We start from the raw sequence: 25,477 nt of genomic DNA, 5'->3' as shown, positions 1-25,477 counted from the left end.
TCAGACCGATTGAACCTGTAGGAGCCAGCTTGCTGGTGATCTCTGTTGCGCAACAGCATCGCCAGCAAGCTGGCTCCTACCGGGGATCCTCGCGCGCCTTAATCAGCACTCACCGTCCGCCCATCCGCCCAGGCCCGCAGCCGGGCCAGATCCTCGGCCATGACCACCGATAACGGCGAACTGCTGTGGATCATCTGCAACAGCAACGCCTGATCGACACTCTGCTGCCGCGCCTGCGCGGCATACAGCGCGCTGACCACCGCCTGCTCGATCTCCGCCCCGGCAAAGCCCTCACAGGCCGCCGCCAATTCCGGCAGATCAAACTGCGCAGGCTCCAGCTCACGGCGCTGTAGGTGGATCGCGAAAATCTCGGCCCGCACCTCGGCATCCGGCAGGTCGACAAAGAACAGCTCGTCGAAACGCCCCTTACGCACCAGCTCCGGCGGCAGACGGTCGATGGCATTGGCGGTAGCCACCAGAAACACCGGCGCTGTGCGCTCGGCCATCCAGGTCAGCAAAGTGCCCAGCACCCGCTGACTGACCCCGCCATCCTGATCGCCGCTGGCCAGGCCCTTCTCGATCTCATCCATCCACAGCACGCACGGCGCCATGCGCTCCGCCAACTGCAAGGCCTCGCGCAGATTGCGCTCGGTTTCGCCGAAGAACTTGTTGTACAGGCAAGCGAAATCCAGGCGCAGCAGCGGCAGCCCCCAAAGCCCGGCCACCGCCTTGGCCGCCAGACTTTTGCCGCCGCCTTGCACACCCACCAGCATCACCCCCTTGGGCAGGTCTTCGGCCTTGGCGGCGAGAAACACCGGTTCGCGTTCACCCAGCCAGCGCTTGAACGTACGCAGACCGCCGACCTCGGCGAAGCGGGCGGTGTCGTATTCGAAGCTCAGCACGCCTTCCAGATCCAGCAGCTGGAACTTGCTCTTGTTCAGCTCCGGCAGGTCATCCTGAGTAATTGCGCCGTCGTCGCAGATCACCCGCCGCGCCAGGGCTCGGGCTTCAGCGTGGCTCATGCCGCGCAGGTTTTTCACCACCTGCTGCAAGGTGCGGTTGTCGGTGCGTACCCGCGCGCCGCGATTGCCCTCGCTCCAACGCGTGGCCTCGTCGCGAACGATGGCCAGCAGCTCCTCTTCAGACGGCAGCGCCAGGGCAAAGCGCGCCGCATAACGCTGCACTTCCACCGGCAATTTGAGGGCGTGGGAAACCAGCACCAGGGTCGGTTTGTGGGCGCCTTCGGCCAGGGCGATTTCCTTGAGCAGGCGCACCAGCTTGGGGTTATCGACCAGGAACGGATGCAGGTCGCAGAGCACATACAGATTGGGCTGCGGATCGTGCTTGATCAGCTTCAGCGCGGCCTCTGGCTCCAGGCTGGCGCTTTCTTCACTCACGTCTGCGGCAAAGCCAAGACGCTGCAAACCTTCAGTCACCGCCCAGGTGTACAGCCCCAGGCCACGCTTGACCGCCAGGCTGGTGAGGGTCTCCAGCACCCGCCGCTCGTCCCAGGACTCAATCACTACCAGCTTGACCTTGGAGTCCAGCACCAGCCCCAGGTCATGAATATCGTTTATCACTGCTGCTCCTTGTGCGTATCGGCGCCACTGGTCGCCCCCGGTGTGCATGGTTACACTCTGCGGCTCAAATCATCAGCCGGGGGACTGTCCATGGACTGTCTGTTCTGCAAGATCGTCGCCGGGGACATCCCCGCGCGCAAGCTTTATGAAGATGATCAGGTCGTAGCCTTCCACGACATCAGCCCGGCCGCGCCGGTGCACTTCCTGGTGATCCCGAAAAAACACATCAGCACCCTCAACGACCTCGGCGAAGACGACAAAGCCCTGGCCGGCCATATCCTCTTCACTGCCCAGCGCCTGGCCGTTGAGCAAGGCTGCGAAGAAGGCTTCCGGGTGGTGATGAACTGCAACCCGCAAGGCGGGCAGACGGTCTATCACATCCACATGCACGTCCTTGGTCAACGCCAGATGCAGTGGCCGCCGGGCTGATGCGCGTACAGTTAGCCCTGACGCTCAGCCTGCTATTGCCCCTACCAGCCCTCGCCAACGAGGCCGGCAAGGTATTTCGCGACCCACTGCGCAACGGCCAGCAAGGCCCCGAGCTGGTGGTCCTGCCCACTGGCCGCTTTGTCTTGGGCGATAGCCTGGGCCGTGGTAACGACAACGAACGCCCACCGCGCGCGGTCGACATTAGCCAGCCCATCGCCATGGGTCGCTTTGAAGTCACCTTCGCCGACTGGCAGCTGTATGCCGATGCCACCGGCAAGGCCATGCCCGACAACGAGGGCTGGGCCATGTCGGCGCAGCGCCCGGTGATACACGTCAGCTACTTTGCCGCCCAGGGTTACTGCCAATGGCTGAGCAAAGTCAGCGGCCAGACCTATCGCCTGCCTAGCGAAGCCGAATGGGAATATGCGGCCCGCGCGGGCAGCCAGAGTTACTACTGGTGGGGCGAGCAACTCGACAGCAGTGAAGAACAGCCCCGCGCCCACTGCCGCGGTTGTGGCACGCCGCGCAGCCTAGAGTACAAAACCAGCCTGGTGGGGCAGTTCGCGCCCAATGCCTTCGGCCTGTACGACACTGCCGGCAATGTCTGGGAATGGACAGCCTCGGCCTTCGTCGCGCCCTATGACGGCCACGAACAGCGCCGCGCCGGCCTGCTCGACAACAGCCCAAGGGCGATACGCGGCGGCGGCTGGAACAGTGGCCCGGTGTACCTGCGCAGCAGCCTACGCGACCTCAAGCAGCCCCATATCAAGGACTACGCCTTGGGCTTCCGGGTGCTGCGCGAGCTGCCCCAATCTGATCCGGATCAAGACCGCCACGCCAGCTTGGAGTAGACTCGCAGGCGTATTCCACCTGCATGCCGCCCGGAGCGCCCATGGCCAGCGAACGTCATTACTCACCCATTGACCGTCTGTTACTGCAAGCCGATGCGGCCATGCGCACCCTGCTGCCCTTCAGCGGCCAGCCCTATCGCCCGTCGCCGGCCATCGTCCAGCCCGACACCCAGTTCGACCCCGAGACCACGCGTCATGTGGCCGGCCTGATGCGCATCAACCACACCGGCGAGGTCTGCGCCCAGGCGCTGTATCAAGGCCAGGCACTGACCGCCAAACTGCCCGAGGTGCGCAGCGCCATGGAGCATGCGGCCGAGGAAGAAATCGACCACCTGGCCTGGTGCGAACAACGTATCCGCCAACTCGGCAGCCACCCCAGCGTGCTCAATCCGCTGTTCTATGGTTTGTCGTTTGGTGTCGGGGCGGTGGCCGGGCTGATCAGTGATCGGGTCAGCCTGGGCTTTGTCGCCGCCACTGAAGACCAGGTGTGCAAGCACCTCGACGATCATCTCAGCCAGTTGCCGGCTGAAGACGAAAAATCCCGCGCCATCCTTGAGCAGATGCGCAGCGATGAAGAGCAACACGCCAACAGCGCCCTGGCCGCTGGCGGCCTGCGCTTTCCGGCGCCGGTCAAGTTCGGCATGAGCCTGCTGGCCAAGGTCATGACCAAGAGCACCTACCGGGTCTGACGCCGTAACCTGCAGGCAATAAAAAAGGGGCGCTGATTGGCGCCCCTTTTTTATTGCCTGCGTAACGATCAACCCAACTCGACAATCTCGTAGTCGTGGGTGATCTCAACACCGGCACGCCCGAGCATGATCGACGCCGAGCAGTACTTCTCCGCCGACAGTTCCACCGCGCGCTTGACCTGAGCTTCCTTCAGGCCGCGGCCCTTGACCACGAAATGCAGGTGGATCTTGGTGAACACCTTAGGGTCTTCATCGGCGCGTTCAGCCTCAACAAAGGCTTCGCAGCTTTCCACCGCCTGGCGGGATTTCTTCAGGATGCTGACCACATCGAAGTTGCTGCAGCCGCCCAGGCCGATGAGTAACATCTCCATCGGCCGCACGCCCAGGTTGCGCCCACCGGCCTCCGGCGGACCGTCCATGACCACGGCATGGCCACTGCCAGATTCGCCGATAAACAGGGCTTCGCCTGCCCACTGGATACGTGCTTTCATCGCCAGGTGTCCACTGCAAAAAGGGTCGCAAGCTTAGCACAGGGCCTACGAGCTCCGGCAAACGAGCACGCGTAGACTAATCCCCGACAGCCAGGTGTTAGCCACGTCGCAAAAACGCCTAGTTGGTGTATAACTGTCTGTTAAGCTGGCGTCGGATAAATGGCACACTGACCGCATTAATAATAAGAATTCGTCTAGCAGACAGGGACTTACCTCTTCTTTACCGGGACTCGCGCATGGTCGCTATTACGCTCACACCCAAAATCAAAAATCTCGACAAGCTGCTTGCCCATTGCCACCGTCGCCGCTACACCGCCAAGAGCACCATCATTTACGCCGGTGATCGCTGCGAAACCCTGTTCTTCATCGTCAAAGGCTCGGTCACCATCCTGATCGAAGACGACGATGGCCGGGAAATGATCATCGCCTACCTCAACTCCGGCGACTTCTTCGGTGAAATGGGTCTGTTCGAGAAAGAAGGTGTCGAGAAAGAACGCAGCGCCTGGGTACGGGCCAAGACCGAATGCGAAGTGGCCGAACTGAGCTACACCAAGTTCCGCGAACTGACCCTGCAAGACCCGGACATTCTCTTTGCCCTCGGCAGCCAGATGGCCGAGCGTCTGCGCAACACCACACGCAAGGTCGGCGACCTGGCCTTCCTCGATGTCACCGGCCGTGTGGCCCGCACCCTGCTGGACCTGTGCAAGCAGCCGGATGCCATGACCCACCCCGATGGCATGCAGATCAAGATCACCCGCCAGGAGATCGGTCGCATCGTCGGCTGCTCCCGCGAGATGGTTGGCCGCGTGCTCAAGGCCCTGGAAGAACAGGGCCTGGTCAACGTCAAAGGCAAAACCATGGTGGTGTTCGGCACCCGCTGAAAGCGACCACAAAAAAAACCGGCCTAGGCCGGTTTTTTTATCTCTGTCGCAATCAGTCCGGATCAGCACCCAGCGCCATCGACGCGGCATCCGGGAAGAACAGCCGCTGCAGCTCAACGCCGGGCTCTGCCGCACGCATAAAGGCCTCACCCACCAGAAAAGCATGCACGTCGCTGATTTCCATCAGCTCCACGTCAGCGCGATTGATGATGCCACTCTCGGTCACCAACAAACGGTCACGTGGAATCCGCGGCAGTAGATCCAACGTGGTGTCCAGGCTTACCTCGAAGGTGTGCAGGTTGCGATTGTTGATCCCTACCAGCGGCGTATCAAGGGTCTTCAGGGCGCGTTCAAGCTCGGCGCCATCGTGCACTTCGACCAGCACATCGAGGTTGAAGTCCTTGGCCACGCTGGCCAGTTCAGCCATCTGCCCATCCTCCAGGGCCGAGACGATCAGCAGTACGCAGTCGGCGCCGAGGGCACGGGCTTCAACGATCTGATAAGGATCGACCATGAAGTCCTTGCGAATCACCGGCAGGCTGCAAGCCGCCCGTGCCTGTTGCAGGTAGGCATCGGCGCCCTGAAAGAAGTCCACATCGGTGAGCACCGACAAGCAGGTGGCGCCGCCCTTGGCGTAGCTGACCGCGATCGCCGCGGGATCGAAGTCCTCACGGATTACGCCCTTGCTCGGCGAAGCCTTTTTGATCTCGGCAATCACTGCCGCTTCCTTGCGCGCGACCCGCTCCAGCATGGCCTTGGCAAAGCCGCGCGGGGCATCGGCTGCGCGCGCCAGGCGCTCCAGCTCGGCCAGGCTGACCCGCGCACTGCGCTCGGCCACTTCCACATATTTGCGGGCGATGATGTTTTCCAGAATGGTCGGCAGGCTCACGCTTGATTCTCCTCACGGAATACCGCGGTAAAGGACGCCAGCTCGTCCATTTTTTCCCGCGCCAGGCCAGTATGCAGCGCGTCATGGGCTAGGCGAACACCCTCAACCAAACTGGTGGCCAGGTCGGCGGCATACAGCGCCGCGCCGGCATTTAGCACGATAAGGTCACCGGCCTTCTTGCCGGCTTCGGTTTTGCGCCGCCCCAGAGCATCGCGGATCAATTCCAGCGACGCTTGCGGACCGTCCACCTCCAGGCCCATCAGGGTCTGGCTGTGCAGGCCGAAGTCCTCGGGGCTGACGTCATACTCGCTGATCACGCCATCTTTCAGTTCGGCCACATGGGTCGGCGCGGCCAGGCTGAATTCGTCCAGGCCATCACGGGAATGCACCACCAGGATGTGCTCGCTGCCCAGGCGCTTGAGCACCTCAGCCAGCGGCCGGCAAAGGGCTTGGCTGAATACGCCAACGACCTGATGGCGCACGCCAGCCGGATTGGTCAGTGGGCCGAGCATGTTAAAGATGGTGCGCAAACCCAGCTCGCGACGAGGGGCAGCAGCGTGTTTCATGGCCTTGTGGTGCACCTGGGCGAACATAAACCCGACACCGACGGTGTCAATGCAACGCGCCACCTGCACCGGGGTCAATTCCAGGTAAATGCCGGCGGCTTCGAGCAAATCGGCACTGCCGCTTTTACCGGACACCGCGCGGTTGCCGTGCTTGGCCACCTTGCCGCCCGCCGCCGCCACCACAAAGGCCGCCGCAGTGGAGACGTTGAAGATATTGGCGCCATCGCCGCCGGTGCCGACCACGTCGACCACATGCTTGAGGCTCGGCAGCTCGACCTGGCTGGCCAGCTCACGCATCACCGACACGGCGCCGACGATCTCGTCGATGGTCTCGCTCTTCATGCGCATGCCCATCAGAAAGGCGCCGATCTGCGCCTCGCTGCACTGGCCGGTCATGATTTCGCGCATCACGTCCTGCATTTCCTCGGTGGACAGGTCGAGCTGGGCCACCACCCGATTGAGGGCTTCTTTGATATTCATGCCCGCACGCCTCCAGTCTGCTTGAGGAAGTTGGCGAACAGCTCATGGCCCTGCTCGGTCAGGATCGACTCGGGGTGGAACTGCACGCCTTCAATATTCAGGGTCTTATGGCGCAAGCCCATGATCTCGTCGACCGCGCCGTCATCCAGCTGGGTCCAGGCGGTAATCTCCAGGCACTCCGGCAGGGTTTCGCGCTTGACCACCAGGGAGTGGTAGCGGGTCACGGTCAACGGGTTGTTCAGACCGGCAAATACGCCGGTGTCGTGATGGAACACCGGGCTGGTCTTGCCGTGCATCACCTGGCGCGCACGCACCACGTCACCGCCAAAGGCCTGGCCAATGCTCTGATGGCCGAGGCACACGCCAAGAATTGGCAGCTTGCCGGCAAAGTGCGCGATCACCGCCAGCGACACGCCGGCTTCGGTCGGCGTGCAAGGGCCGGGGGAAACCACGATGCGCTCGGGATTCAGCGCCTCGATCTCGGCCACGGTCAGTTCGTCATTACGGATGACGTTAACGTCGGCGCCCAGCTCGGCCAGGTACTGCACGACGTTGTAGGTGAAGGAGTCGTAGTTATCGATCATTAGCAGCATTTCTTGCTCAACCCTTTGCTTCTACTGCGCTTAAATTTAAAACCCTGATACTGCCGGGCGTCTCGCGCCGCGCGCTTTAAGCGACGGGCTGCAGGCCAGTGATACGCAGTGCAGAGGCAACACAAAACGGCCGACGCTGAGTCGGCGGGGAGGGATCAAGTGCGCCAACGCCAGCGGGCGTGGCCCTTGATCAGACGCATCAGGAGGGTACTGCTGAATGCCACGGGACTGTCTCGTTGCGCTATTCCCGCACAGTAGCCCACGCACAGACCGCCGCGCAATATTGATCGGCCGAAGGCCATCACAGGCCAAGGCCCTGATAATCGCCGCGCAGCAAACTCAGCAGGGCATCGGCATCCAGCTTGGCGCTCAGCTCGCCACCGTCCAGCAGGCTGTCCGCCAGGGCGCGCTTCTTGCTGTGCAGGGCGACGATCTGCTCCTCAATAGTGTGTTCGGTGACCAGTCGGTAAATGGTCACCGGGCGCAACTGACCCATGCGATGAGCGCGGTCGCTGGCCTGGTCTTCCACGGCCGGGTTCCACCAGGGATCGAGGTGGATCACGTAATCCGCCGCCGTCAGGTTCAAACCGGTGCCGCCGGCCTTGAGGCTGATCAGGAAGATTTCCCCCACACCGGCCTGGAAGGCATCCATACGCGCCTTGCGTTCTTTCGGCGAGGTTGAGCCATCCAAGTATTGATAGTGAATACCCTGCTCATCGAGCCAACCCCGGACAATCGTCAGGTGGTCGACGAACTGGCTGAACACCAGAGCCTTGTGTTTGTTCTCCAGCAACTCGGCGACGATCTCGGCGAAGGCCGCCAGCTTGCTGCCACTCAAGCCGGCACCCGGCATCACCAGACTAGGGTGACAGCAGAAGCGCCGCAGCCGAGTGATTTCCGCCAACACCTGCAAGGACTGATTCTGCCCGGCCGGCGCGCTGATCAGCGACTGCACAGCCTGCTGGCGCAGCGCCTCGTAGTAATGGGCCTCTTCCGCGGAGAGCGGCACCTTGTAAGTGATCTCGGTGCGCGGCGGCAGTTCATCCAGCACCTGACTCTTCAAGCGACGGAGGATAAACGGCTGGATCAGAGCCTTGAGGGCCTTGCGCGCAGACTGCTCGCCGCGCTCGATCGGCGTGCTGAAGCGTTCGGCAAAACGCTCTTGGCTGCCCAACAGGCCTGGGTTGATAAAACGAAACAGGTTCCACAACTCACCGAGGTGATTCTCCAGCGGCGTGCCGGTGGCGATCAGTTTGAAGTCGGCCTGCAGGGTCATCGCCGCCTGGGAGCGTTTGCTGCCGGCATTTTTGATCGCCTGGGCTTCATCCAGCACCACGCTCGTCCAGTGCTGAGCGACAAAGGCCTGATGATCCTGTTGCAGCAGGCCGTAGCTGACCACCACCAGGTCCAGCGGCCCCACGCCTTCAAGGCTTCGGGTTTGCTGGTAGTTGTGCACATTGAGGGTCGGCGCAAAGCGCTGCGCTTCACTCAGCCAGTTGATTGCCACCGAGGTCGGCGCCACCACCAATTGCGGCCCACGCGGCGCGCGCTGAAGCATCAGCGCCAGGGTCTGCACTGTTTTGCCTAGGCCCATGTCATCCGCCAGGCACGCGCCCACGCCCCACTCGGCCAGACGCGCCAGCCAGGCAAAGCCCTCGCGCTGGTAATCGCGCAACTCGGCCTGCAGGGTGCTCGGTACCTGTGGCTGGAAACTCTGCAAGGATTCGAGGCGCTGCAGATGGCTCTGCCAGTGCTCATCGGCTTGGAATTCACCGGCTTCGTCTGCCAGCCCAGCAAGCAACGGCGCGGTCAGCAGATTGAGGCGCAGGCCGTCATCGTCGACCCCGTCAGCCAGGTAGGCAAGCTCATCCAGGTGCTTGCGCAGACTGCTGCTGAGGGCCAGCCAGTCCTGATCACCGAGCTTGAGAAAACGCCCCTTGTTGGTTTTCAGCAGCTCCAGCAACTGGCGCAGGTGCAGCACCCGGCCGTCATCCAGCTGCACTTCACCGGCCAGAACAAACCAGTCGCCCTGCTGTTTGAGTCCCAGCTTGAGCTGACGCATGCCCGGCCGCGCCTTGATGCGCATGCGCTCGCCTTCCGGCCACACGCACTGCACGCGCTCACCATCCAGGGCCTGCAACTCGCTGAGCACCTGCAAAGCATCCTGGGGTTCGGCCAGCTGCCATTCCTGGCCATCGCACTCGGCTTGAGCCAAGGCCGGACACGCCGCCAGCGCCCATTCCAGGGTGGCGGTTTCTGCCGCCAGGTCGCGGGTGGCCTGCAGCGCACGGCCGTCCAGTTCACCGAGCACATTGGCCAGGCCAATACCGGGGCGGAACCAACTGCTGTTGGCCAATGGGCGCACCAGCAATTGCAGGCGCAACCCGCCCTGCAGCGGCAACAGGTGGGCATACAGGGTGGCATCGGCGGGCACGCAATCGAGGTGCGCGGCCAGCTCGGGTAAGTCCGAGTGAATCGGCAACAATGGCGCGATGGCACTGATGGCGTCGATCAACTGCGCCTTGCCGGCCTGCGGCACGGTGAGGCCATGGCCGATGATGTCGATGATCTGCCGCAGTTCGCGACTGACCGCATACACCAGCAGCCGAGTCGGGGTTTCCTTGTAGAGCAGCATGTTGCCGCTCTTTTGCAGCTCCGGCGGCTCCAGCTGCAGATGAATCTGTTCGCCTTGCGAATGCAGCTGCAGGCTGGCCTTGCCCAACAACAGATCGATACGCACATCGGCGCCATCGCCCAAATACAGCGCCGGGTGGCCGACCAGACGTGGCAGCGCCAGTTCAGCCGGCAATTCGTAACGCACGCCGCCGTAGTAATCGACCGCCGACTGAATCATGCGGATGGCCTGGCGGTCTTGCTCGAGGAGGAAATCCAGACGCTCGCCGTCCTCCAGCAAGCGCTTCAAGGCCACGGCGCGGCCCTTGCTCCACTGGCCCTTGGCGCTGAGTTTCTGCTCGCGCGGCTCGATCTGGACATGGGCGCCCTGGCCGCTGATTAGCCAGGCCAAACGGCTGCTGCTGGCGGCCGTAGCGGCGACATTTTGCGGATTAAGCAACGCCAGGGCGGTCAGCGCATGCTGCCACGCGGCCTGCCGCTGATAGAGCCTGACCAGCGGCACCAGCCCGGCGCTGGCATACCACTGCGGCGCCTGCCAGGGTTGCCCGGCCTGCTCGGCCAACAAGGCCTCGACCTCGGCGGCCAGCCAGTGATAACCGTCGGCGCTGAGCTGACGTTGGAAGGCTTCCAGGAGTTTTTGCCAGCCGGGCAAGCGGCCTTCTTCGGCATCGCTCCAGTACACCCCAAGCGCCAGCAGCAGACCGTCGAAACCATTGAATGCCAGGGTGCCGCGCAGCCCCTGATCCTGGCCCTGACTGCTGCCCTGCAACTGCTCGAGCAACATCGACAGGGCCGGATAAGCGCGCCCGTAATGTTCCTTCAAGCCCAGCCCAATCGCCTGTTTAAGCGCCGGGAAGTGCTGCGGATCGCCGCCTGCCAACAAGGCCAGGCAGTAGAAGCCATGCAACAACGGCGGCAGTTCCAGGCTGCGTTTTTTGGTCGGACGGCGCTGACCGTTCCACGCCTGCAAGGCCGTCAGGGCACTGCTGCTATCGCCGCTCAGCACGCCCTGGATAAAGGCACCCGGCACGGCGGCGACCTCCTCAACCAAGCGACTGAACTGCGCCCAGTCGCCACGCCACAGCGCCTGCAACGTCAGCTGCAGACCCAGTTCGGCCTGTTGCGGAGCACGTTTGAACAGCGTCAGGGCCACCCGATAGACCTCGGCAGCCGGCTGCAAGCGCCAGTTGAGCTGGTTCAGATAGTCTTGCAGCAGAAGGATTTGCACCTCCTGGCCCACGCTGGCGAACACCTGTTTGCCCGCGTCATCACTGAACAACTGCTGGGCCGGTGCCTCTACATTCCAACTGGCCAGGCGCTCAAGAATCTGCCGCAGCTCGAAGGCTTGCCCCTGCAAGATCGCCAGCCACAGGCTGTGCAGCTGATATTCCTGGGTCTGCACTTCCCAGCCGGCACGCGGCGCACCCAGGCTGCTGCGCAACAGGTCCAGCCAACGGTCTTTGTTGCTGTCGCCACTGAGCTGCTGCAACACCAGGTTGCGGCGTCCCGGCAACAGGCAAATCGGCTGCCCAGAGCCTGCTTCGGACAACCATTGCAGGCGCTGCAGAGGCTCAAGGATTTCGTTCAGCGAGGCGGCATCAAAGGCACGGGCGGCCGACGCGCGCACACCCATCTCGCGCAGGTGACGCACCAGCGCGGTCTTCAGCTGCCCAGGGAAAGACAACGCCAGCACATACAGCAGTGCCTTGTAGTTGTCCGGCAGTACTGCCAGAGCAGAAGGCGCTTGGGGCGCAGGCATGGGTAAGCTCCAGCGTAACGATTCAACCAACAACGGGCGGGCGGCGAGCTCGCGCAAGGCCTGCCCGCAGGCAGGCCGCGAGGTTTCAACCGTAAGTTTTGTGCGTGTGTTCGGCCAGGGCCACGGCGCGGAACATGGCGCGACGCTTGTTCAGGGTTTCTTCCCACTCCAGCGCCGGCACCGAGTCGGCAACGATGCCGCCACCGGCCTGCACGTGCAGCTCACCGTTCTTGATCACCGCCGTGCGGATCGCAATCGCGGTGTCCATGTTGCCGTTCCACGCCAGATAACCCACGGCGCCGCCGTAGACACCGCGCTTGACCGGCTCCAACTCGTCGATGATTTCCATCGCGCGAATCTTCGGCGCGCCGGACAAGGTGCCGGCCGGCAGAATGGCACGCAGCGCGTCCATGGCACTCAGGCCCTGCTTCAGCTGACCGTTGACGTTGGAGACGATGTGCATGACGTTGGAATAGCGCTCGATCACCATCTTCTCGGTGACCTTCACCGAGCCGGTTTCCGACACCCGGCCGGCATCGTTGCGGCCCAGGTCGATCAGCATCAGGTGCTCGGCAATCTCTTTGGCGTCGGCCAACAGGTCCTGTTCCAGGGCCAGATCGGCTTCCTCGGTGGCGCCCCGCGGGCGGGTGCCGGCGATCGGCCGTACGGTGACCAGGCCGTCCTCGACCCGCACCAGCACTTCCGGCGAGCTGCCCACTACATGGAAGTCGCCGAAGTTGAAGAAGTACATATACGGCGTCGGGTTGAAGCAACGCAGGGCGCGGTACAGGTCGATGGGCGCCGCCGAGAAATCGATGCTCATGCGTTGCGACGGCACCACCTGCATGCAGTCGCCAGCGAGGATGTATTCCTTGATGGTATCGACGGCGCGCTCGTAGTCCTCATGGCTGAAGCTGGAGCGGAAGGTCGGCTCGGCCGTTTCGCCCAAGGCGCTCAAATCGAGGCCACGGCGCGGGGTAATCGGCTGGCGCAGTTGCTCCATCAGCTCGGCCAGGCGAGCCTGACCGCGATCGTAAGCATCGGCTTCGCTGGGGTCGGCCAGGACAATGGCGTGCAGCTTGCCAGCCAGGTTGTCGAACACCACCACGGCGTCGGAGACCATCAACAGAATGTCCGGATTGCCCAGCGGATCGGGGTTCGGGCAGGTGGCCAGTTTCTTCTCGACGTAGCGCACGCAGTCATAGCCGAAGTAGCCCACCAGGCCGCCATTAAAGCGCGGCAAGCCGGCAATCGGTGCGACCTGATAACGCTCCTTGAATGTCTCGACAAAGGCCAGCGGGTCTTCGCAGTCGTGCTGCTCGATCACCACGTCATCGACGCTCACCGAGACCTTGTGCTCGTAAGCACGCAGCACGGTGCGGCACGGCAGGCCGATGATCGAGTAACGCCCCCACTTCTCGCCGCCCTGCACCGACTCCAGCAAATAGGAGTACGGCGCGTCGGCCAGCTTCAGGTACAGGGACAGAGGGGTATCGAAATCCGCCAGGGTTTCGATCGCCATAGGGATACGGTTATAGCCGGCAGCGGCTAAACGCAGGAATTCTTCGCGGGTCATAATCAGCCTCGTGGCTTGAGGAGCAAACGGTCAGCAAATAGGCAAACATACCGGCACGCCGGTCAGGCACAGGTCAGGCGCGCCAACGCCAGCGGGCCAGGGCCTTGAGGATTTTCATCCCGGACTTGATGAACCAGTGTTTGCGGGGGACCACCACGATTAAATCTCTTGAGCGGGGGGATTGAACGGCATCGGGCAACGGTAGCGCAGCGGCTGTTTCGAAGCAACCGGGCAGCAGCTCGCGCAAATCATCGATCACCAGCGCGGGCGACTCTTCGGCAATCGGCCGACCGTGGTTATAGCCATAACTCATGGCCACGCAAGCGACACCCGCCGCCTTCGAGGCCAGCACATCGCTGCGCGAGTCGCCCACAAACAACGCTTCGCCTGGGCTGACCCCGGCCATCGTGAGCACATGCAGCAAGGCGGTGGGATCGGGCTTTTGCTGCGGCAGGGTATCGCCGCCGATGATCCAGCGGAAATAGCGGCCGATGCGCAAATCGTCCAGCAGCGGGCCCACGAAGCGCTCCGGCTTGTTGGTGATCAAGGCCATCTCGATGCCTTGCAGCTTGAGCCACTTCAGGGTTTCCCGCACGCCAGGGTAGATCGCACTCAGGCCGTGGCTGTTGGCATAGGCGGCAAGAAACAGGTCGAGAGCGTGATCGGCATCCGCGTCAGCCACCTGCTCGTGCTGCAGGTCGCCCGCCAGGGCGCGCCGCACCAGCACCCGCGCGCCATTACCGACCCAGTTGCGCACAAGCTCGCGACCGGCCGGCGGGCGCCCAAGGCTGAGCAGCATTTCATCGACCGCCGCCGCCAGGTCGGGCACCGAGTCAACCAGGGTGCCGTCCAGATCGAACATCACCAGGCGTGGCAGGCGACCGGCCAGCAAGCGCTCGAAGCCACTCATCCGCGGGCGAGCGCGAGCTCGGCACGCATCGCGGCGATCACTTCGGCATAGTCCGGGGTATTGAAGATCGCCGAGCCGGCGACAAAGGTATCTGCGCCAGCAGCAGCGATTTCGCGGATGTTCTTGACGTTGACGCCGCCGTCGATCTCCAGACGAATGTCGCGCCCGGAGGCTTCGATCAGAGCCCGCGCCTCGCGCAACTTGTCGAGGGTGCCAGGGATGAACTTCTGCCCGCCGAAGCCTGGGTTGACGCTCATCAGCAGGATCATGTCGACCTTGTCCATCACGTACTTGAGGCTTTCCAGCGAGGTGGCCGGGTTGAACACCAGGCCGGCCTTGCAGCCACCGTCCTTGATCAACTGCAGGGAACGGTCGATGTGGCCGCTGGCTTCCGGGTGGAAGGTAATGTAACTGGCACCGGCCTCGATAAAGTCGCCAATGATGCGATCCACCGGCGAGACCATCAGGTGCACGTCAATCGGCGCGGTGATGCCGTACTTGCGCAGCGCCGTGCACACCATCGGGCCGATGGTCAGGTTGGGGACGTAGTGGTTGTCCATAACATCGAAGTGGACGATGTCGGCGCCAGCGGCGAGAACGTTATCGACTTCCTCGCCGAGGCGGGCGAAGTCGGCGGACAGGATGGACGGAGCAATGGCAAAAGGCTGCATGGCGCACCTCGGGGCAGATTCACGATGGCGCGCATTGTAGCCTGAGTCGTCGCCGCTGGCGGTTGTCCTGTGTCAGCGGCGGGCACGACCTTGGTCGCAGGCGGTTATTCGTGACTGGCCGAGGTGCGCATTTTTTCGCTACGGCCGCGTAACCATTCCAGGGTCAGCAGCAGGACAATGGAAAAACCAATCAGCAGAGTCGCGGCTGCGGCGATGGTCGGGCTGAGGTTTTCACGGATGCCGCTGAACATCTGCCGTGGCAAGGTGGCTTGCTCGGGGCCGGCGAGGAACAGGGTCACCACCACTTCGTCGAACGAAGTGGCGAACGCAAACAGCGCACCGGAAATCACCCCCGGCGCGATCAGCGGCAAGGTTACCCGGAAGAACGCGGTCAGCGGCGAGGCCCCCAGACTGGCCGCGGCACGCACCAGGTTGTAGTTGAAGCCCTGCAGGGTGGCCGACACGGTGATGATCACAAAAGGCACGCCCAGCACGGCATGCACCAGGATCAGCGCCAGGTAGCTGTTACCCAGGCCCAGCGGAGCAAAGAACAGGTAGCTGGACACACCGACGATCACCACCGGCACCACCATCGGCGAAATCACCAGGCTCATCACCAACGCCTTGCCACGGAACTCGCCGCGGGTCAGGCCGATGGCCGCCAGTGTGCCGAACACCATGGCCAGCAAGGTCGCCGCCGGAGCGATGATCATGCTGTTGCGCAGCGAGCGCATCCAGTCGGCCGAGCTGAAGAAGTCCTGGTACCAATGCAGGGAAAAGCCCTGCAGCGGATAGACCAGAAAACTGCCGGAGTTGAACGACAGCGGCACGATGACCAGCACCGGCAGAATCAGAAACAGCAGCACCAGGCCGCAGAGGATGCGCAGGCTGTAGAACCACACGCGTTCAATCGGGGACATGTAGGGGCTGAGCATGGTTGTTCTCCAGAATTCTTGATCCAGCAACGGGGGCAACGCCCCTCTCCCGGCCCTGGGGCCACCCTCGCCCAATGGCGAGGGTCACATCTTTATGTCTCTCCCCCGCTTGTGGAGGAGGGACTGGGAGAGGGGAGCAAGCTGCCGACACGCCCCCTCTCCCGCCCTGCGGTTGGCCTGCGGCGCAGGCCTTTAATTCAACTCAGGCGCAGACGACTGGCGCCCACCAGCCAGCTGTACACCACGTAGAGCACCAGGGTGGCGAGCAGCAGCAGGCCGCCGAGGGCCGTGGCCATGCCCCAGTTGATGCTGACGTTGGTGTAGAAGGCGACGAAGTAGCTAACCATCTGATCGCCCGGGCTGCCTAGCAATGCCGGGGTGATGTAGTAACCAATCGCCAGGATGAACACCAGCAGGCAACCGGCGCCGACGCCGGCCAGGGTCTGCGGGAAATACACCCGCCAGAAGCTGGCGAACGGGTGGCAGCCCAGAGAGATGGCGGCACGCATGTAGGTCGGTGAAATGCCCTTCATCACGCTGTAGATCGGCAGGATCATGAACGGCAGCATGATGTGCACCATCGAGATGTACACACCGGTACGGTTGAACACCAACTCCAGCGGCTGATCGATCAGACCGATCGCCAGCAGCGCGCTGTTGATCAAGCCACCGGACTGCAGCAGCACGATCCAGGCCGCAACCCGCACCAGGATCGAGGTCCAGAACGGCAACAGCACCAGAATCATCAGCAGGTTGCTCTGCCGCGACGGCAGGTTGGCCAGCAGATAGGCCAACGGGTAGGCCAGCAGCAGGCAGATGGCGGTAATCACCAAGCCCATCCAGAAGGTGCGGGCAAAAATATCCAGGTAGATGGCCTGGTCCGGTGTGGCAGCTGCCAGCTCGCCGAGATCGTCGATGCGATGGTCCAGGGCAGCCAACAGGTAATAGGGGGTGACATTCGTGTCGTTGCGGCGGATCACCTGCCAGTAGGCCGGGTCACCCCAGCGCTCATCGAGGCTTTCCAGCGCATCTTTATAGGAGGCCGGCTCGCTCTTGAAAGGCAGCGCGCGGGCGGTTTTCGACATCAGGCTGCGGTAGCCTGCCAGTTCCATGTTCAGGCGTTTCGACAAGTCACCCAGAGTCTGCTGCTTGCGTGCATCGGCCAGGTCCAGGCTCAGCGCCTGATACGCCGGCTCGGCGGGCAAGGCTTTACCATCCCACTGCTGCAGGGCGGCCACGGTACGCGGCAGTGAACCCACCACTTCCGGATTGCCCACGCTCTTGACCAGCAGCGCCACAATCGGCACCAGGAAGACCAGCACGAGAAACAGCACCAGCGGCAGGATCAGCGCCTGGGCCTTCAAGCGGTTAACCCGCTCGGCACGCGCCAGTCGTTGCTTCAGATTGGGCCCGGTAACCATGGTGAGAGGCTTGGCGACGGCCATAGTGAACTCCGCTAAAAAAGGCCACGCGAACGCGGCCAAAGGGTAACTCCGGGCCCCGCCATAAACCGGCGAGAACCCGCAAACTGAGGTAGCGCAACCGCCTTGGCGACGGTTGCGCCGCCTGTCTTACTTGGCAGCCCAGGCGTTGAAGCGCTGTTCCAGCTGCTCGCCGTAGTCAGCCCAGAACACCACGTCCATCGGCACCTGGTTGGCGATGTTTTCCGGGGTGGTCGGCATGTCTGCCAGCATCGACTTGTCCATCAGCGCCACGGCTTTGGTATTGGCCGGACCGTAGGCGATGTTTTCCGAGTAGGTCTTCTGCTGCTGCGGCTGGATCGAGTAGGCGATGAACTTCTGTGCGGCTTCCAGATCCTTGGCGCCCTTCGGAATGGCCCAGGAATCGAAGTCGTAGATGCCGCCGTTCCACACTACTTTCAGGTTGCTTTCCTTCTGCACGGCAGCGATGCGACCGTTGTAGGCCGAGCTCATCACCACGTCACCAGAGGCCAGGTACTGCGGCGGCTGAGCGCCGGCTTCCCACCACTGAATGCTCGGCTTGAGCTGGTCGAGTTTCTTGAAGGCGCGATCAACACCGGCGGGGGTCGCCAGCACCGTGTAGACCTCTTTCGGCGCCACGCCATCGGCCATCAGGGCGAATTCCAGGGTGTACTTGGCGCCTTTGCGCAGGCCACGCTTGCCTGGGAACTTGTTGGTGTCCCAGAAATCGGCCCAACCAGTAGGCGCGCTTTTCAGCTTGTCGGCGTTGTAAGCGAGCACGGTCGACCACACGAAGAAGCCCACGCCGCACGGTTGAATGGCACCCGGAACGAAGTCATCGGGGTTGCCGAATTGCGCCGAGTCGAGGGTTTCGAACAGGCCTTCGTCACAGCCACGGGCCAGCTCCGGCGACTCGACTTCGACCAGATGCCAAGACACGCTCTTGGTGTCGACCATGGCTTTGACCTTGGCCATCTCACCGTTGTATTCGCCGGCAATCACCTTGCCGTGACCGGCCGCTTCCCATGGACTGTAGAAGGCTTTGACCTGGGCGTTTTTGTTCGCGCCACCAAAGGACACCACAGTCAGGTCGGCCGCCATGCTGGAGGCGGCAAAGGCCATGCCCAGGGTCAGCGCAGTGAGTTTGAGAGAGTTGTTCATTGTTGTTGTCTCCACTGGATTGATAACGGATCGATCACACAGCATCGAGTAACGGGTCGAGCGCGCGTACGTGCTCCACTTGCCAGCCGAGGGGCACCACGTCGCCCACCGCGAGTGCCGGATCAAGCTCGGCAATCGGTTGTTTGACGAAGAAATCGGCCTTGCCACAAACCTCCAGGCGCACACGCACGTGGTCGCCCAGATAGATGAATTCCTCTACACGGCCACTGAAGCGGTTGGCACAGCTTTCACTGGCACCGTTCAAGCGAATGCGCTCCGGGCGGATCGACAGGGTCACCGGGCCACCGACTGCGCCGACATTCACCGCCAGCGCCTCGACCTTCTCGCCACGGCTCAGCTCGACCACGCAACGCTCACCGCTGCGGCTGTGCAGACGGCCGTTAAGGCGGTTGTTCTCGCCAATAAAGTTGGCCACGAAGGTGTTCTTCGGCTCTTCATACAGGCAGCGCGGGGGGGCGATTTGCTGGATCTCGCCCTGGTGGAATACCGCCACCCGGTCGGACATGGTCAGGGCTTCGCCCTGGTCGTGGGTCACGTACACCACGGTCACGCCGAGGCGCTGGTGGATGTGCTTGATCTCCATCTGCATGTGCTCACGCAGCTGTTTGTCCAGCGCACCCAGCGGCTCATCCATCAGCACCAACTGCGGCTCGAACACCAAGGCGCGGGCCAGAGCCACACGCTGCTGCTGACCGCCAGAGAGTTGGCCGGGATAGCGATTGCGGAACTTGTCGAGCTGCACCATGGACAGCGCACGCTTGACCCGCTCACTGCTGTCGGTCTTGTTCATGCCGCGCACCGACAACGGAAACGCCAGGTTCTCGGCCACGGTCATGTGCGGAAACAAGGCGTAGTTCTGGAACACCATGCCGATGTCGCGCTTGTGCGGCGGCACGTTATTGATCGCCTTGCCGGCCAGGAGAATCTCCCCAGCGGTGGGGGTCTCGAAGCCGGCCAGCATCATCAGGCTGGTGGTCTTGCCCGAGCCGGACGGCCCCAGCAAGGTGAGGAATTCGCCTTTGCGAATATCCAGGTTGAGGTCTTTGACGATGAGGTTCTCGCCGTCGTAGCTCTTCTGCACGCCACGAAAGCTGACCAGTACATCGTTCGCTTGCGTATCGACCATAACCGCACCTTTTGTCTTGTTGTCTGTCGTGACTTAAGACTAGGGCTGCAGGTCGGCAACGCAAATCGGCGGGTATGAGAGATTGCTATAAGCACAACGGACGACTGCGGGTAGGGATTGCCCTACAAAAACAACACAAGCACCCTCGTAGGTTGGGTTGAGCCGCACAGCGGCGAAGCCCAAAGGCAAGAGTTGCCCTAGTCCGTAGGATGGGTTGAGTCCGTAGGATGGGTTGAGCGCAGCGATACCCATCAATACCCATCGCAAGGCCATGATGGGTTACGCCGCTGCGCGGCTAACCCATCCTACAATTGCAGCCAGGCATCAGAGCAGCTTGTGCTCCATGGCGTAGCGCACCAGATCGGCCATCGAGGTGACGTTCATCTTCTGCATCAGCCGCGCCTTGTGGGTGCTGATGGTCTTGTTGCTGAGGGCCAGTTGCTGGGCAATGTCGTTGACGCTGGCGCCCTGCACCAGGCGCTCGAACACCGAGAACTCGCGCTCGGACAACAACGCATGGGCCGGCCGCGCATCGGTCAGCCCGACCTCGAAGACCATGCGGTCGGCCAGTTCCGGATCGATATAGCGCCCACCAGCGGCGACCTTGCGAATCGCCAGCAGCAGCAACGCCGGATCGCTGTCCTTGGTGGCGTAACCGGCGGCACCGACTTTCAGGGCGCGCGCGGCCATTTGCGCCTCATCGTGCATGGACAACACCAGGATGGCCGGCGGATTGTTCAACGCGCGAATCCGCGGAATCGCCTCCAGGCCATTCACCCCAGGCATCGAGATATCCAGCAGCACCACGTCGCAAGGCAGGTGACGCAGGGTCTCGAGTAATTGCTCGCCGTTGCAGGCCTCACCCACCACTTGCAGGTCCTTGGCCAGGCCGATGAGCTGCTTGATGCCCTCGCGGACGATGGTGTGGTCTTCCGCCACCAGTACTCGAATCACGCTGCTGCCTCCATATTCATTCCAGGCCTATTCCAGGGGGATGCGCACGCTGAGGGTGGTGCCCTCGCCCAGGCGACTGTCTAGGTGCAACTCACCGCCGAGCATCAACACCCGCTCGCGCATGCCGACCAAACCAAAGGAGCTGGGCCGCCCCGTGGGGGCGACAAAACCGCAGCCATCGTCGCTGATGGTCAGGCACAGCCAGCCGGCGTCCAGGGTTAGGTTCAGCTCAACAGTATGCGCCTGGGCGTGGCGCAGCACATTGGTTAGCGCCTCTTGGAGAATCCGAAATAGACCGATCGCTTTGTCGTCCGCCAGGGCCGGCAAGTTATCTGGCACCTGCACCAGACAAGGAATTTGCGTACGCGCCTCAAAGCGCTGGGCCTGCCATTCGATCGCCGAGCTGATGCCGGCATCGAGAATCGGCGGGCGCAGGGCGGTAGCCACATCACGCACCAGTTGGAACAGGTTGGCGATCAGCCGCTTCATGCTGTTCAGGCGTTCCTGCAAGCCGGCATCCAGCTCACCGAAAGCCAACTCGCACATGGAGGTTTCCAACTTGAGCACGGTCAGCACCTGGCCCAGTTCGTCATGCACTTCACGGGCGATGCGGGCTTTTTCTTCTTCGCGCACGCTTTCCAGGTGCGCCGATAGCTCTCGCAGTTGGCCCCGCGATTCACTCAGCGCCAGTTCAATGCGCTTGCTCTCGCTGATGTCCCAGACGATCCCGTCCCAGACCACCAGCCCGTCTTCCAGGCGCCGGGCGATGGCCTTGATATCAGCCCAGCGCTGTTCGCCTTCGCGGGTCAGGATGCGCCCTTGCCAGTGCCAATCGCGGTCGGCCTCCAGAGCGGCCGTCTGACTTTGGTTGTAACCGTCCAGGTCCTCCGTATGCACCAGGCTGCGAATCCCCCGCCCCGGCAACAGCAAGGTGCTGGCCGGATAGCCGACCAACTGCTCGCTGCCTTCACTGATAAAGGCAAAATCCACCGGCGCGTCCAACTGCGCCCGCTCCAGACGAAACACCAGGCCAGGCACGTTAGCGGCGATGCCCTGCAGGCGCGCCTCGCTTTCCTGCAGGGCGGCCAGGGCACGGCGGCGCTCGGTGACGTCGGTGAGGTAGACCACCAGGTATTCGGCCTGACGAAAGCGCAGAAAGCTCAGCGACACATCGGCCGGTAAGGTGCTGCCATCGGCGCGCAGGCAGTTGCTCTCGAAGCTCAACGGCTCTTCGCCGCCGCTGCGTACGCGCTTCCACAGGGCCAGCCAGCGGTCCATCTGCAAACTCGCTTCGATCTCGATCAGCGGCCGCGCCAGCAACCCTCCGGCGCCGTAGCCAAGCATCTGTTCGGCAGCGCGGTTGGCGTAGCCGATATGGCTGTCCCAGTTGACCCAGAGGATGCCGACCGTGCTCTGATCGATGGAGAATTGAGTCAGGCGCAGCGCTTGCTCGGCCGCCTCGCGCGACTCGATGGCCTGGCGCGCCTCCAGCAAGCCGCGCTCCAGCAGCGTGCGCTGCCGGCGCAGGGCAACCAGGATGGCCAGGGCCGCCAGCAGCAGTACCGTCAGCAGGGCACTGAGGTTCTGCCAGAACCCTGGCGAGTCACTCAGGCGCGGGTATTTGAGCTGCAGCCAGCGTCCGCGCAACTGATCCAGTTGCTTGGGCGACAGGCTGCGCAGGGCACTGTCGATCAACCCCGAGAGCTGCGGCCAATCGCGCCGCGAGGCAACCCGCAGCAACTGCGGCAGACCGATATCGGCCACCACTGCCAGCTCGGCAAACTCGCTTTCACGGGCCAGACGGCTGAACTGCGCCTCGTCGATCACCGCATAGCGCACCTGCTGGCTGAGCACCTGACGCAGAGCCTGCCGCTCGCCGCTGACGCCTTGCAGGCTGAGGTTTAGATAGGTGCCGCGCAGGTAATCAGCCACCACGCTGGGCATGCGCACGGCCACCGGCTCTGTGGAGCTGAGCTGTTCCAACTCCACTGCCGTGCCGCCATTGCGCGCACCCACCAACAATTGCGGCACGCGCATGTAGGGGTCCGAATACAGCCACAGGCGCAAGCCCGCTGGGGTCTGACTGAGGCCGGGAGCCAGATCGACCAGGCCTTTACGCACCGCCGTTTCCAGCGCTGCCTGATCAGCGTACTGCTGCCACACCAGTTCCACTTGCAGGGCGCTGGCCAGCCAGGTCATCAGCTCGACATTAAGCCCGGACAGCTGCTGCAGGCGCCGGTCAAACTGCACAAACGGCGCCTGCAAAACCACCCCGACTCGCAACTGCCGATGCTGATCCAGCCAAGCGCGCTGCTCGCTGTCCAGCGCCAGCGGCTCGATCGCCGCAGCGTAGGCGGGGGCCAACAGCGCCGAGCACGCCAACAGGCCGATCACCAGCAAACTTCGAATCATGCCGAGCACAACATGCCGCTCCCGATCTGCAGATTGAAAAGACCATCAACCCTGAATACTTCTGACTTATCCGGCAGGCCGCCAACAGACGCAAGCGGCGCCTGACAAATCACGGCCCAGCTATTAGGCTGAACAGATTACTCCCGGCCTGGACTGCTCTGATGTCTCGCACACTTGCTTCGACACTTTCACTCTGCTGCCTGACCCTGCTGCTGCCCTGCGCCACCCCCACCTGGGCGGAAGAACAAGCCGCGGCAGCAGCACCCGCCGAGGCACCGCCTGCCGCCGCGGATGCCCCTGCGGACGCCCCCGCAGAAACCGCTGCCGACACACCGGCCGCGCCGCCCACCGAGCACGTCGCCGTGCCCGAGCGCAGCGAGAACGAAGCCCAGGCCCTGCAACAGCAATTACCCAACGCCGAGCAACAACAACTCGCGGCCAGCGATGGCAACTTTCTCGCCTTGTGGAAGCCAGCCAATGCAGCCGAATCCAGCGGCGTGGTGATCCTCATTCCAGGTGACAGTGAAAGCGCCGACTGGCCGCAAGCCATCGGCCCACTGCGCAACAAACTGCCTGATGTCGGCTGGAGCAGCCTCAGCCTGACCCTGCCCGACCCCCATGACCAGGCACCCCAGGTCGCGCCCACGCCAGCACCTGAAGAAACCGCCAGCGCAACCGCCGAAACCGACCCAGAGGCGCCCGCCACTGACACGGCGCAAGCGGCGTCAGATGAAACACCCGCCGCCACAACCCAAGCCATCGCCGCCCCCGAAGCAGGTCCTCTGACCCAGGTCACGCCGGAGCAACACGCCGAGCGCGTACTGGCCCGCATTCAGGCCGCCGTGGCGTTTGCCCAGACGCAAAAACCCAAACGCATCGTGCTGCTCGGCCATGGTTCTGGCGGCTATTGGGCAGCCAGCTACCTGGGCAAAAACCCGAACCCCGAGGTGCAAAACCTGCTGCTGGTGGCCGCCAAGGTGCCAGAAGGCTTCACCCCACCACTGGAGGAGTTGGTGCCTGGCCTGAAGCTGGCTGTGGGGGATTTCTACTATAAAGATCAACCCGCCGACCGCACCGCGGCGCTGAAGCGCCAACAGGCCAGCAAGCGCCAGACCCAACCTGCTTATGTCCAGGTGGCGATGAAAGCCTTGCCAGGCAATCCGGCTACCGAACAAGAGCAATTGTTCCGCCGCATTCGTGGCTGGCTCAGCCTCGATGTGAAAGCGCCGGCAGCTAAGTAAGACCGCTAACGAAGCAACGCCTTGTTTAAGGTACTTACTATCGCCAGGAAGCGGCGGCCTACGCCGTTCGCGGTCGAGACCGCTCCCACAAAGATCGCGCCTGACGTAAACCCAGTGGGAGTGGCCTTGGCCGCGAATCCAGGCGACGCGGTGACGGAGCCGAGCCAGTAAGTGCTAAGTAGTTGAAGGGTTCTTAATATTCGCCACGAAACGGCGACCTACGCTGTTCGCGGTCGAGACCGCTCCCACATAAATCGCGCCTGACGTAAAACCTGTGGGAGCGGCCTTGGCCGCGAATCCAGGCGACGCGGTGGCGGAGCCGTGCCACTAGCGCGGCGCGCTGTTGATGACACTCACAATCGCCACGAACCCCGTCGGAGCACCGGCCTTATATTTCAAACAGCGCGAAGCGCAGCACTAGCGCTGACTGTGGCGCTGACGCAGCAGGGCATAGGCGCGGTGCAACTCACTGGTGACTTCCGTGGCCTCACGCAGACGTGCGGCACCGGCACCCGCGCCGGCCAATTTGTCCGGGTGATGACGACTGAGCAGGCGCCGGTACGCTTGCTTGATTTGCGCAGGCGTGGCCTCGCTGCTGACGCCGAGCAGGCGCAGCGCCTCAAGCTCGGCGTCGGCACTGCGCACACCACGACTCGCGCGACGAACGTAAGGCGCCTCCAGCGCCAGCACCGCATCGCGGCGCCAACCCAGCCACTGGCCCCAGCCCAGAATCAGCTCACGCGTGGACGACGGCACCTGCCCCTCGGCCCAGGCCAGTCGCCAGCAGGCACATAGCAACCCTTCTACCGTTACATCCTGCCCGCGCAATTGCCGCAACGGCCGACGCAGGTTGTCTGTGGGTGTCTTACCACGGTTAAACGCCTCAACTGCGCGCTGTTGCGCTGCACCATCCAGCTGCATCCGGCGCATTTCCTCACGGGCCTGTTGAATATGGGCAGGCCGTACCGCCCCGCCGCTCTTGGCCAAGCGCCCGAGCAGAACAAATAACAGCTCCTGCTCGCCCAGTCCGGGCTTGCCGCCCATGCGCAGGCGCAAATCGGCCCAGGAGCGCAGCTGCAGACGACGGTCCAGCACCTGCCCGAGCAACGCACCAAGCAGCGCGCCGGGAATGCTCGCCAGCAGCAGTCCGGCCAGCGCCCCGAGCAACGTGAGCGGCCAGAACACC

21 protein-coding genes are annotated in these 25,477 nt (G+C 63.0%); 5 read left to right on the top strand and 16 right to left on the bottom strand.

The annotated features are described in order from the left end of the window. Positions 1-98 precede the first annotated feature (98 nt). A complete protein-coding gene (locus AC56DI_RS03075; RefSeq protein WP_496344891.1) occupies positions 99-1,580 on the bottom strand; it encodes an AAA family ATPase in 1,482 nt (493 codons plus the stop codon). 90 nt (positions 1,581-1,670) lie between these two features. Here AC56DI_RS03075 and AC56DI_RS03070 point away from each other — a divergent pair, with 90 nt between their 5' ends. From AC56DI_RS03070 to coq7, 3 genes are read left to right on the top strand one after another with little or no spacing between them, the layout of a single operon-like run. Further along, positions 1,671-2,009, top strand: coding sequence for a histidine triad nucleotide-binding protein (locus AC56DI_RS03070; protein WP_496344890.1), 339 nt, complete (start codon positions 1,671-1,673; stop codon positions 2,007-2,009). Beyond that, positions 2,009-2,860, top strand: a complete 852-nt coding sequence (locus tag AC56DI_RS03065; protein WP_496344889.1) for a formylglycine-generating enzyme family protein — start codon at positions 2,009-2,011, stop codon at positions 2,858-2,860. The genes AC56DI_RS03070 and AC56DI_RS03065 overlap by 1 nt, the downstream gene beginning before the upstream one ends. 41 nt (positions 2,861-2,901) lie before the next feature. Next, positions 2,902-3,549: a 2-polyprenyl-3-methyl-6-methoxy-1,4-benzoquinone monooxygenase gene (gene coq7 / locus AC56DI_RS03060; RefSeq protein WP_496344888.1), complete on the top strand. Its 648-nt coding sequence runs from the start codon at positions 2,902-2,904 to the stop codon at positions 3,547-3,549. Between the two features lie 68 nt (positions 3,550-3,617). Here coq7 and AC56DI_RS03055 read toward each other — a convergent pair whose 3' ends face one another. After that, positions 3,618-4,040: an OsmC family protein gene (locus AC56DI_RS03055; RefSeq protein WP_496344887.1), complete on the bottom strand. Its 423-nt coding sequence runs from the start codon at positions 4,038-4,040 to the stop codon at positions 3,618-3,620. A 236-nt stretch (positions 4,041-4,276) separates the two neighbouring features. On the opposite strand from AC56DI_RS03055, the gene crp reads away from it, so the two are divergent. Continuing rightward, positions 4,277-4,921, top strand: coding sequence for a cAMP-activated global transcriptional regulator CRP (crp, locus tag AC56DI_RS03050; RefSeq protein ID WP_496344886.1), 645 nt, complete (start codon positions 4,277-4,279; stop codon positions 4,919-4,921). 52 nt (positions 4,922-4,973) lie between these two features. Here crp and trpC read toward each other — a convergent pair whose 3' ends face one another. The 13 genes from trpC to AC56DI_RS02985 all read right to left on the bottom strand — a co-directional run bounded on the left by trpC (position 4,974) and on the right by AC56DI_RS02985 (position 23,050). Beyond that, on the bottom strand, positions 4,974-5,810 hold the full coding sequence (gene trpC, locus AC56DI_RS03045) for an indole-3-glycerol phosphate synthase TrpC (protein ID WP_496344885.1): 837 nt from the start codon (positions 5,808-5,810) through the stop codon (positions 4,974-4,976). Then, a complete protein-coding gene (gene trpD / locus AC56DI_RS03040) occupies positions 5,807-6,856 on the bottom strand; it encodes an anthranilate phosphoribosyltransferase (RefSeq protein ID WP_496344884.1) in 1,050 nt (349 codons plus the stop codon). The genes trpC and trpD overlap by 4 nt, the downstream gene beginning before the upstream one ends. Further along, entirely contained in the window at positions 6,853-7,449 is a 597-nt protein-coding gene (locus AC56DI_RS03035) for an aminodeoxychorismate/anthranilate synthase component II (protein WP_496344883.1), read from the bottom strand. Before AC56DI_RS03035 ends, trpD begins: the two co-directional genes overlap by 4 nt. 301 nt (positions 7,450-7,750) lie before the next feature. Next, on the bottom strand, positions 7,751-11,842 hold the full coding sequence (locus AC56DI_RS03030) for an SNF2-related protein (protein ID WP_496344882.1): 4,092 nt from the start codon (positions 11,840-11,842) through the stop codon (positions 7,751-7,753). Positions 11,843-11,927: 85 nt separating this feature from the next. Beyond that, positions 11,928-13,418, bottom strand: coding sequence for an anthranilate synthase component I (gene trpE, locus AC56DI_RS03025; protein WP_496344881.1), 1,491 nt, complete (start codon positions 13,416-13,418; stop codon positions 11,928-11,930). 73 nt (positions 13,419-13,491) lie between these two features. After that, entirely contained in the window at positions 13,492-14,328 is an 837-nt protein-coding gene (locus AC56DI_RS03020; protein ID WP_496344880.1) for a phosphoglycolate phosphatase, read from the bottom strand. Further along, positions 14,325-14,999, bottom strand: a complete 675-nt coding sequence (gene rpe / locus AC56DI_RS03015; RefSeq protein WP_324520564.1) for a ribulose-phosphate 3-epimerase — start codon at positions 14,997-14,999, stop codon at positions 14,325-14,327. Before rpe ends, AC56DI_RS03020 begins: the two co-directional genes overlap by 4 nt. 104 nt (positions 15,000-15,103) lie before the next feature. Continuing rightward, complete coding sequence (locus AC56DI_RS03010; RefSeq protein ID WP_496344879.1) at positions 15,104-15,934, bottom strand: ABC transporter permease; 831 nt, start codon at positions 15,932-15,934, stop codon at positions 15,104-15,106. 197 nt (positions 15,935-16,131) lie between these two features. Continuing rightward, entirely contained in the window at positions 16,132-17,379 is a 1,248-nt protein-coding gene (locus AC56DI_RS03005; protein WP_422587419.1) for an ABC transporter permease, read from the bottom strand. A 126-nt stretch (positions 17,380-17,505) separates the two neighbouring features. Then, positions 17,506-18,537, bottom strand: a complete 1,032-nt coding sequence (locus AC56DI_RS03000) for an ABC transporter substrate-binding protein (RefSeq protein ID WP_496344878.1) — start codon at positions 18,535-18,537, stop codon at positions 17,506-17,508. 34 nt (positions 18,538-18,571) lie between these two features. Further along, a complete protein-coding gene (locus AC56DI_RS02995) occupies positions 18,572-19,684 on the bottom strand; it encodes an ABC transporter ATP-binding protein (protein WP_496344877.1) in 1,113 nt (370 codons plus the stop codon). Between the two features lie 324 nt (positions 19,685-20,008). Beyond that, complete coding sequence (locus AC56DI_RS02990) at positions 20,009-20,638, bottom strand: response regulator (RefSeq protein WP_496344876.1); 630 nt, start codon at positions 20,636-20,638, stop codon at positions 20,009-20,011. 27 nt (positions 20,639-20,665) lie between these two features. Then, a complete protein-coding gene (locus AC56DI_RS02985; RefSeq protein ID WP_496344875.1) occupies positions 20,666-23,050 on the bottom strand; it encodes a PAS domain-containing sensor histidine kinase in 2,385 nt (794 codons plus the stop codon). Positions 23,051-23,211: 161 nt separating this feature from the next. Here AC56DI_RS02985 and AC56DI_RS02980 point away from each other — a divergent pair, with 161 nt between their 5' ends. Then, the gene (locus AC56DI_RS02980) at positions 23,212-24,291 is read left to right on the top strand and encodes an alpha/beta hydrolase family protein (RefSeq protein WP_496344874.1); all 1,080 of its coding nucleotides are present in this window, start codon (positions 23,212-23,214) and stop codon (positions 24,289-24,291) included. A gap of 417 nt (positions 24,292-24,708) precedes the next feature. Here AC56DI_RS02980 and AC56DI_RS02975 read toward each other — a convergent pair whose 3' ends face one another. Further along, a complete protein-coding gene (locus AC56DI_RS02975; protein WP_496344873.1) occupies positions 24,709-25,476 on the bottom strand; it encodes a J domain-containing protein in 768 nt (255 codons plus the stop codon). Position 25,477 lies beyond the last annotated feature (1 nt).

This window comes from Pseudomonas sp. BGA-UO-ETr-WB11, assembly GCF_059567785.1.
The sequence above is the reverse complement of the archived record's forward strand: the minus strand, read 5'-3'. Positions and strand labels throughout refer to the sequence as shown.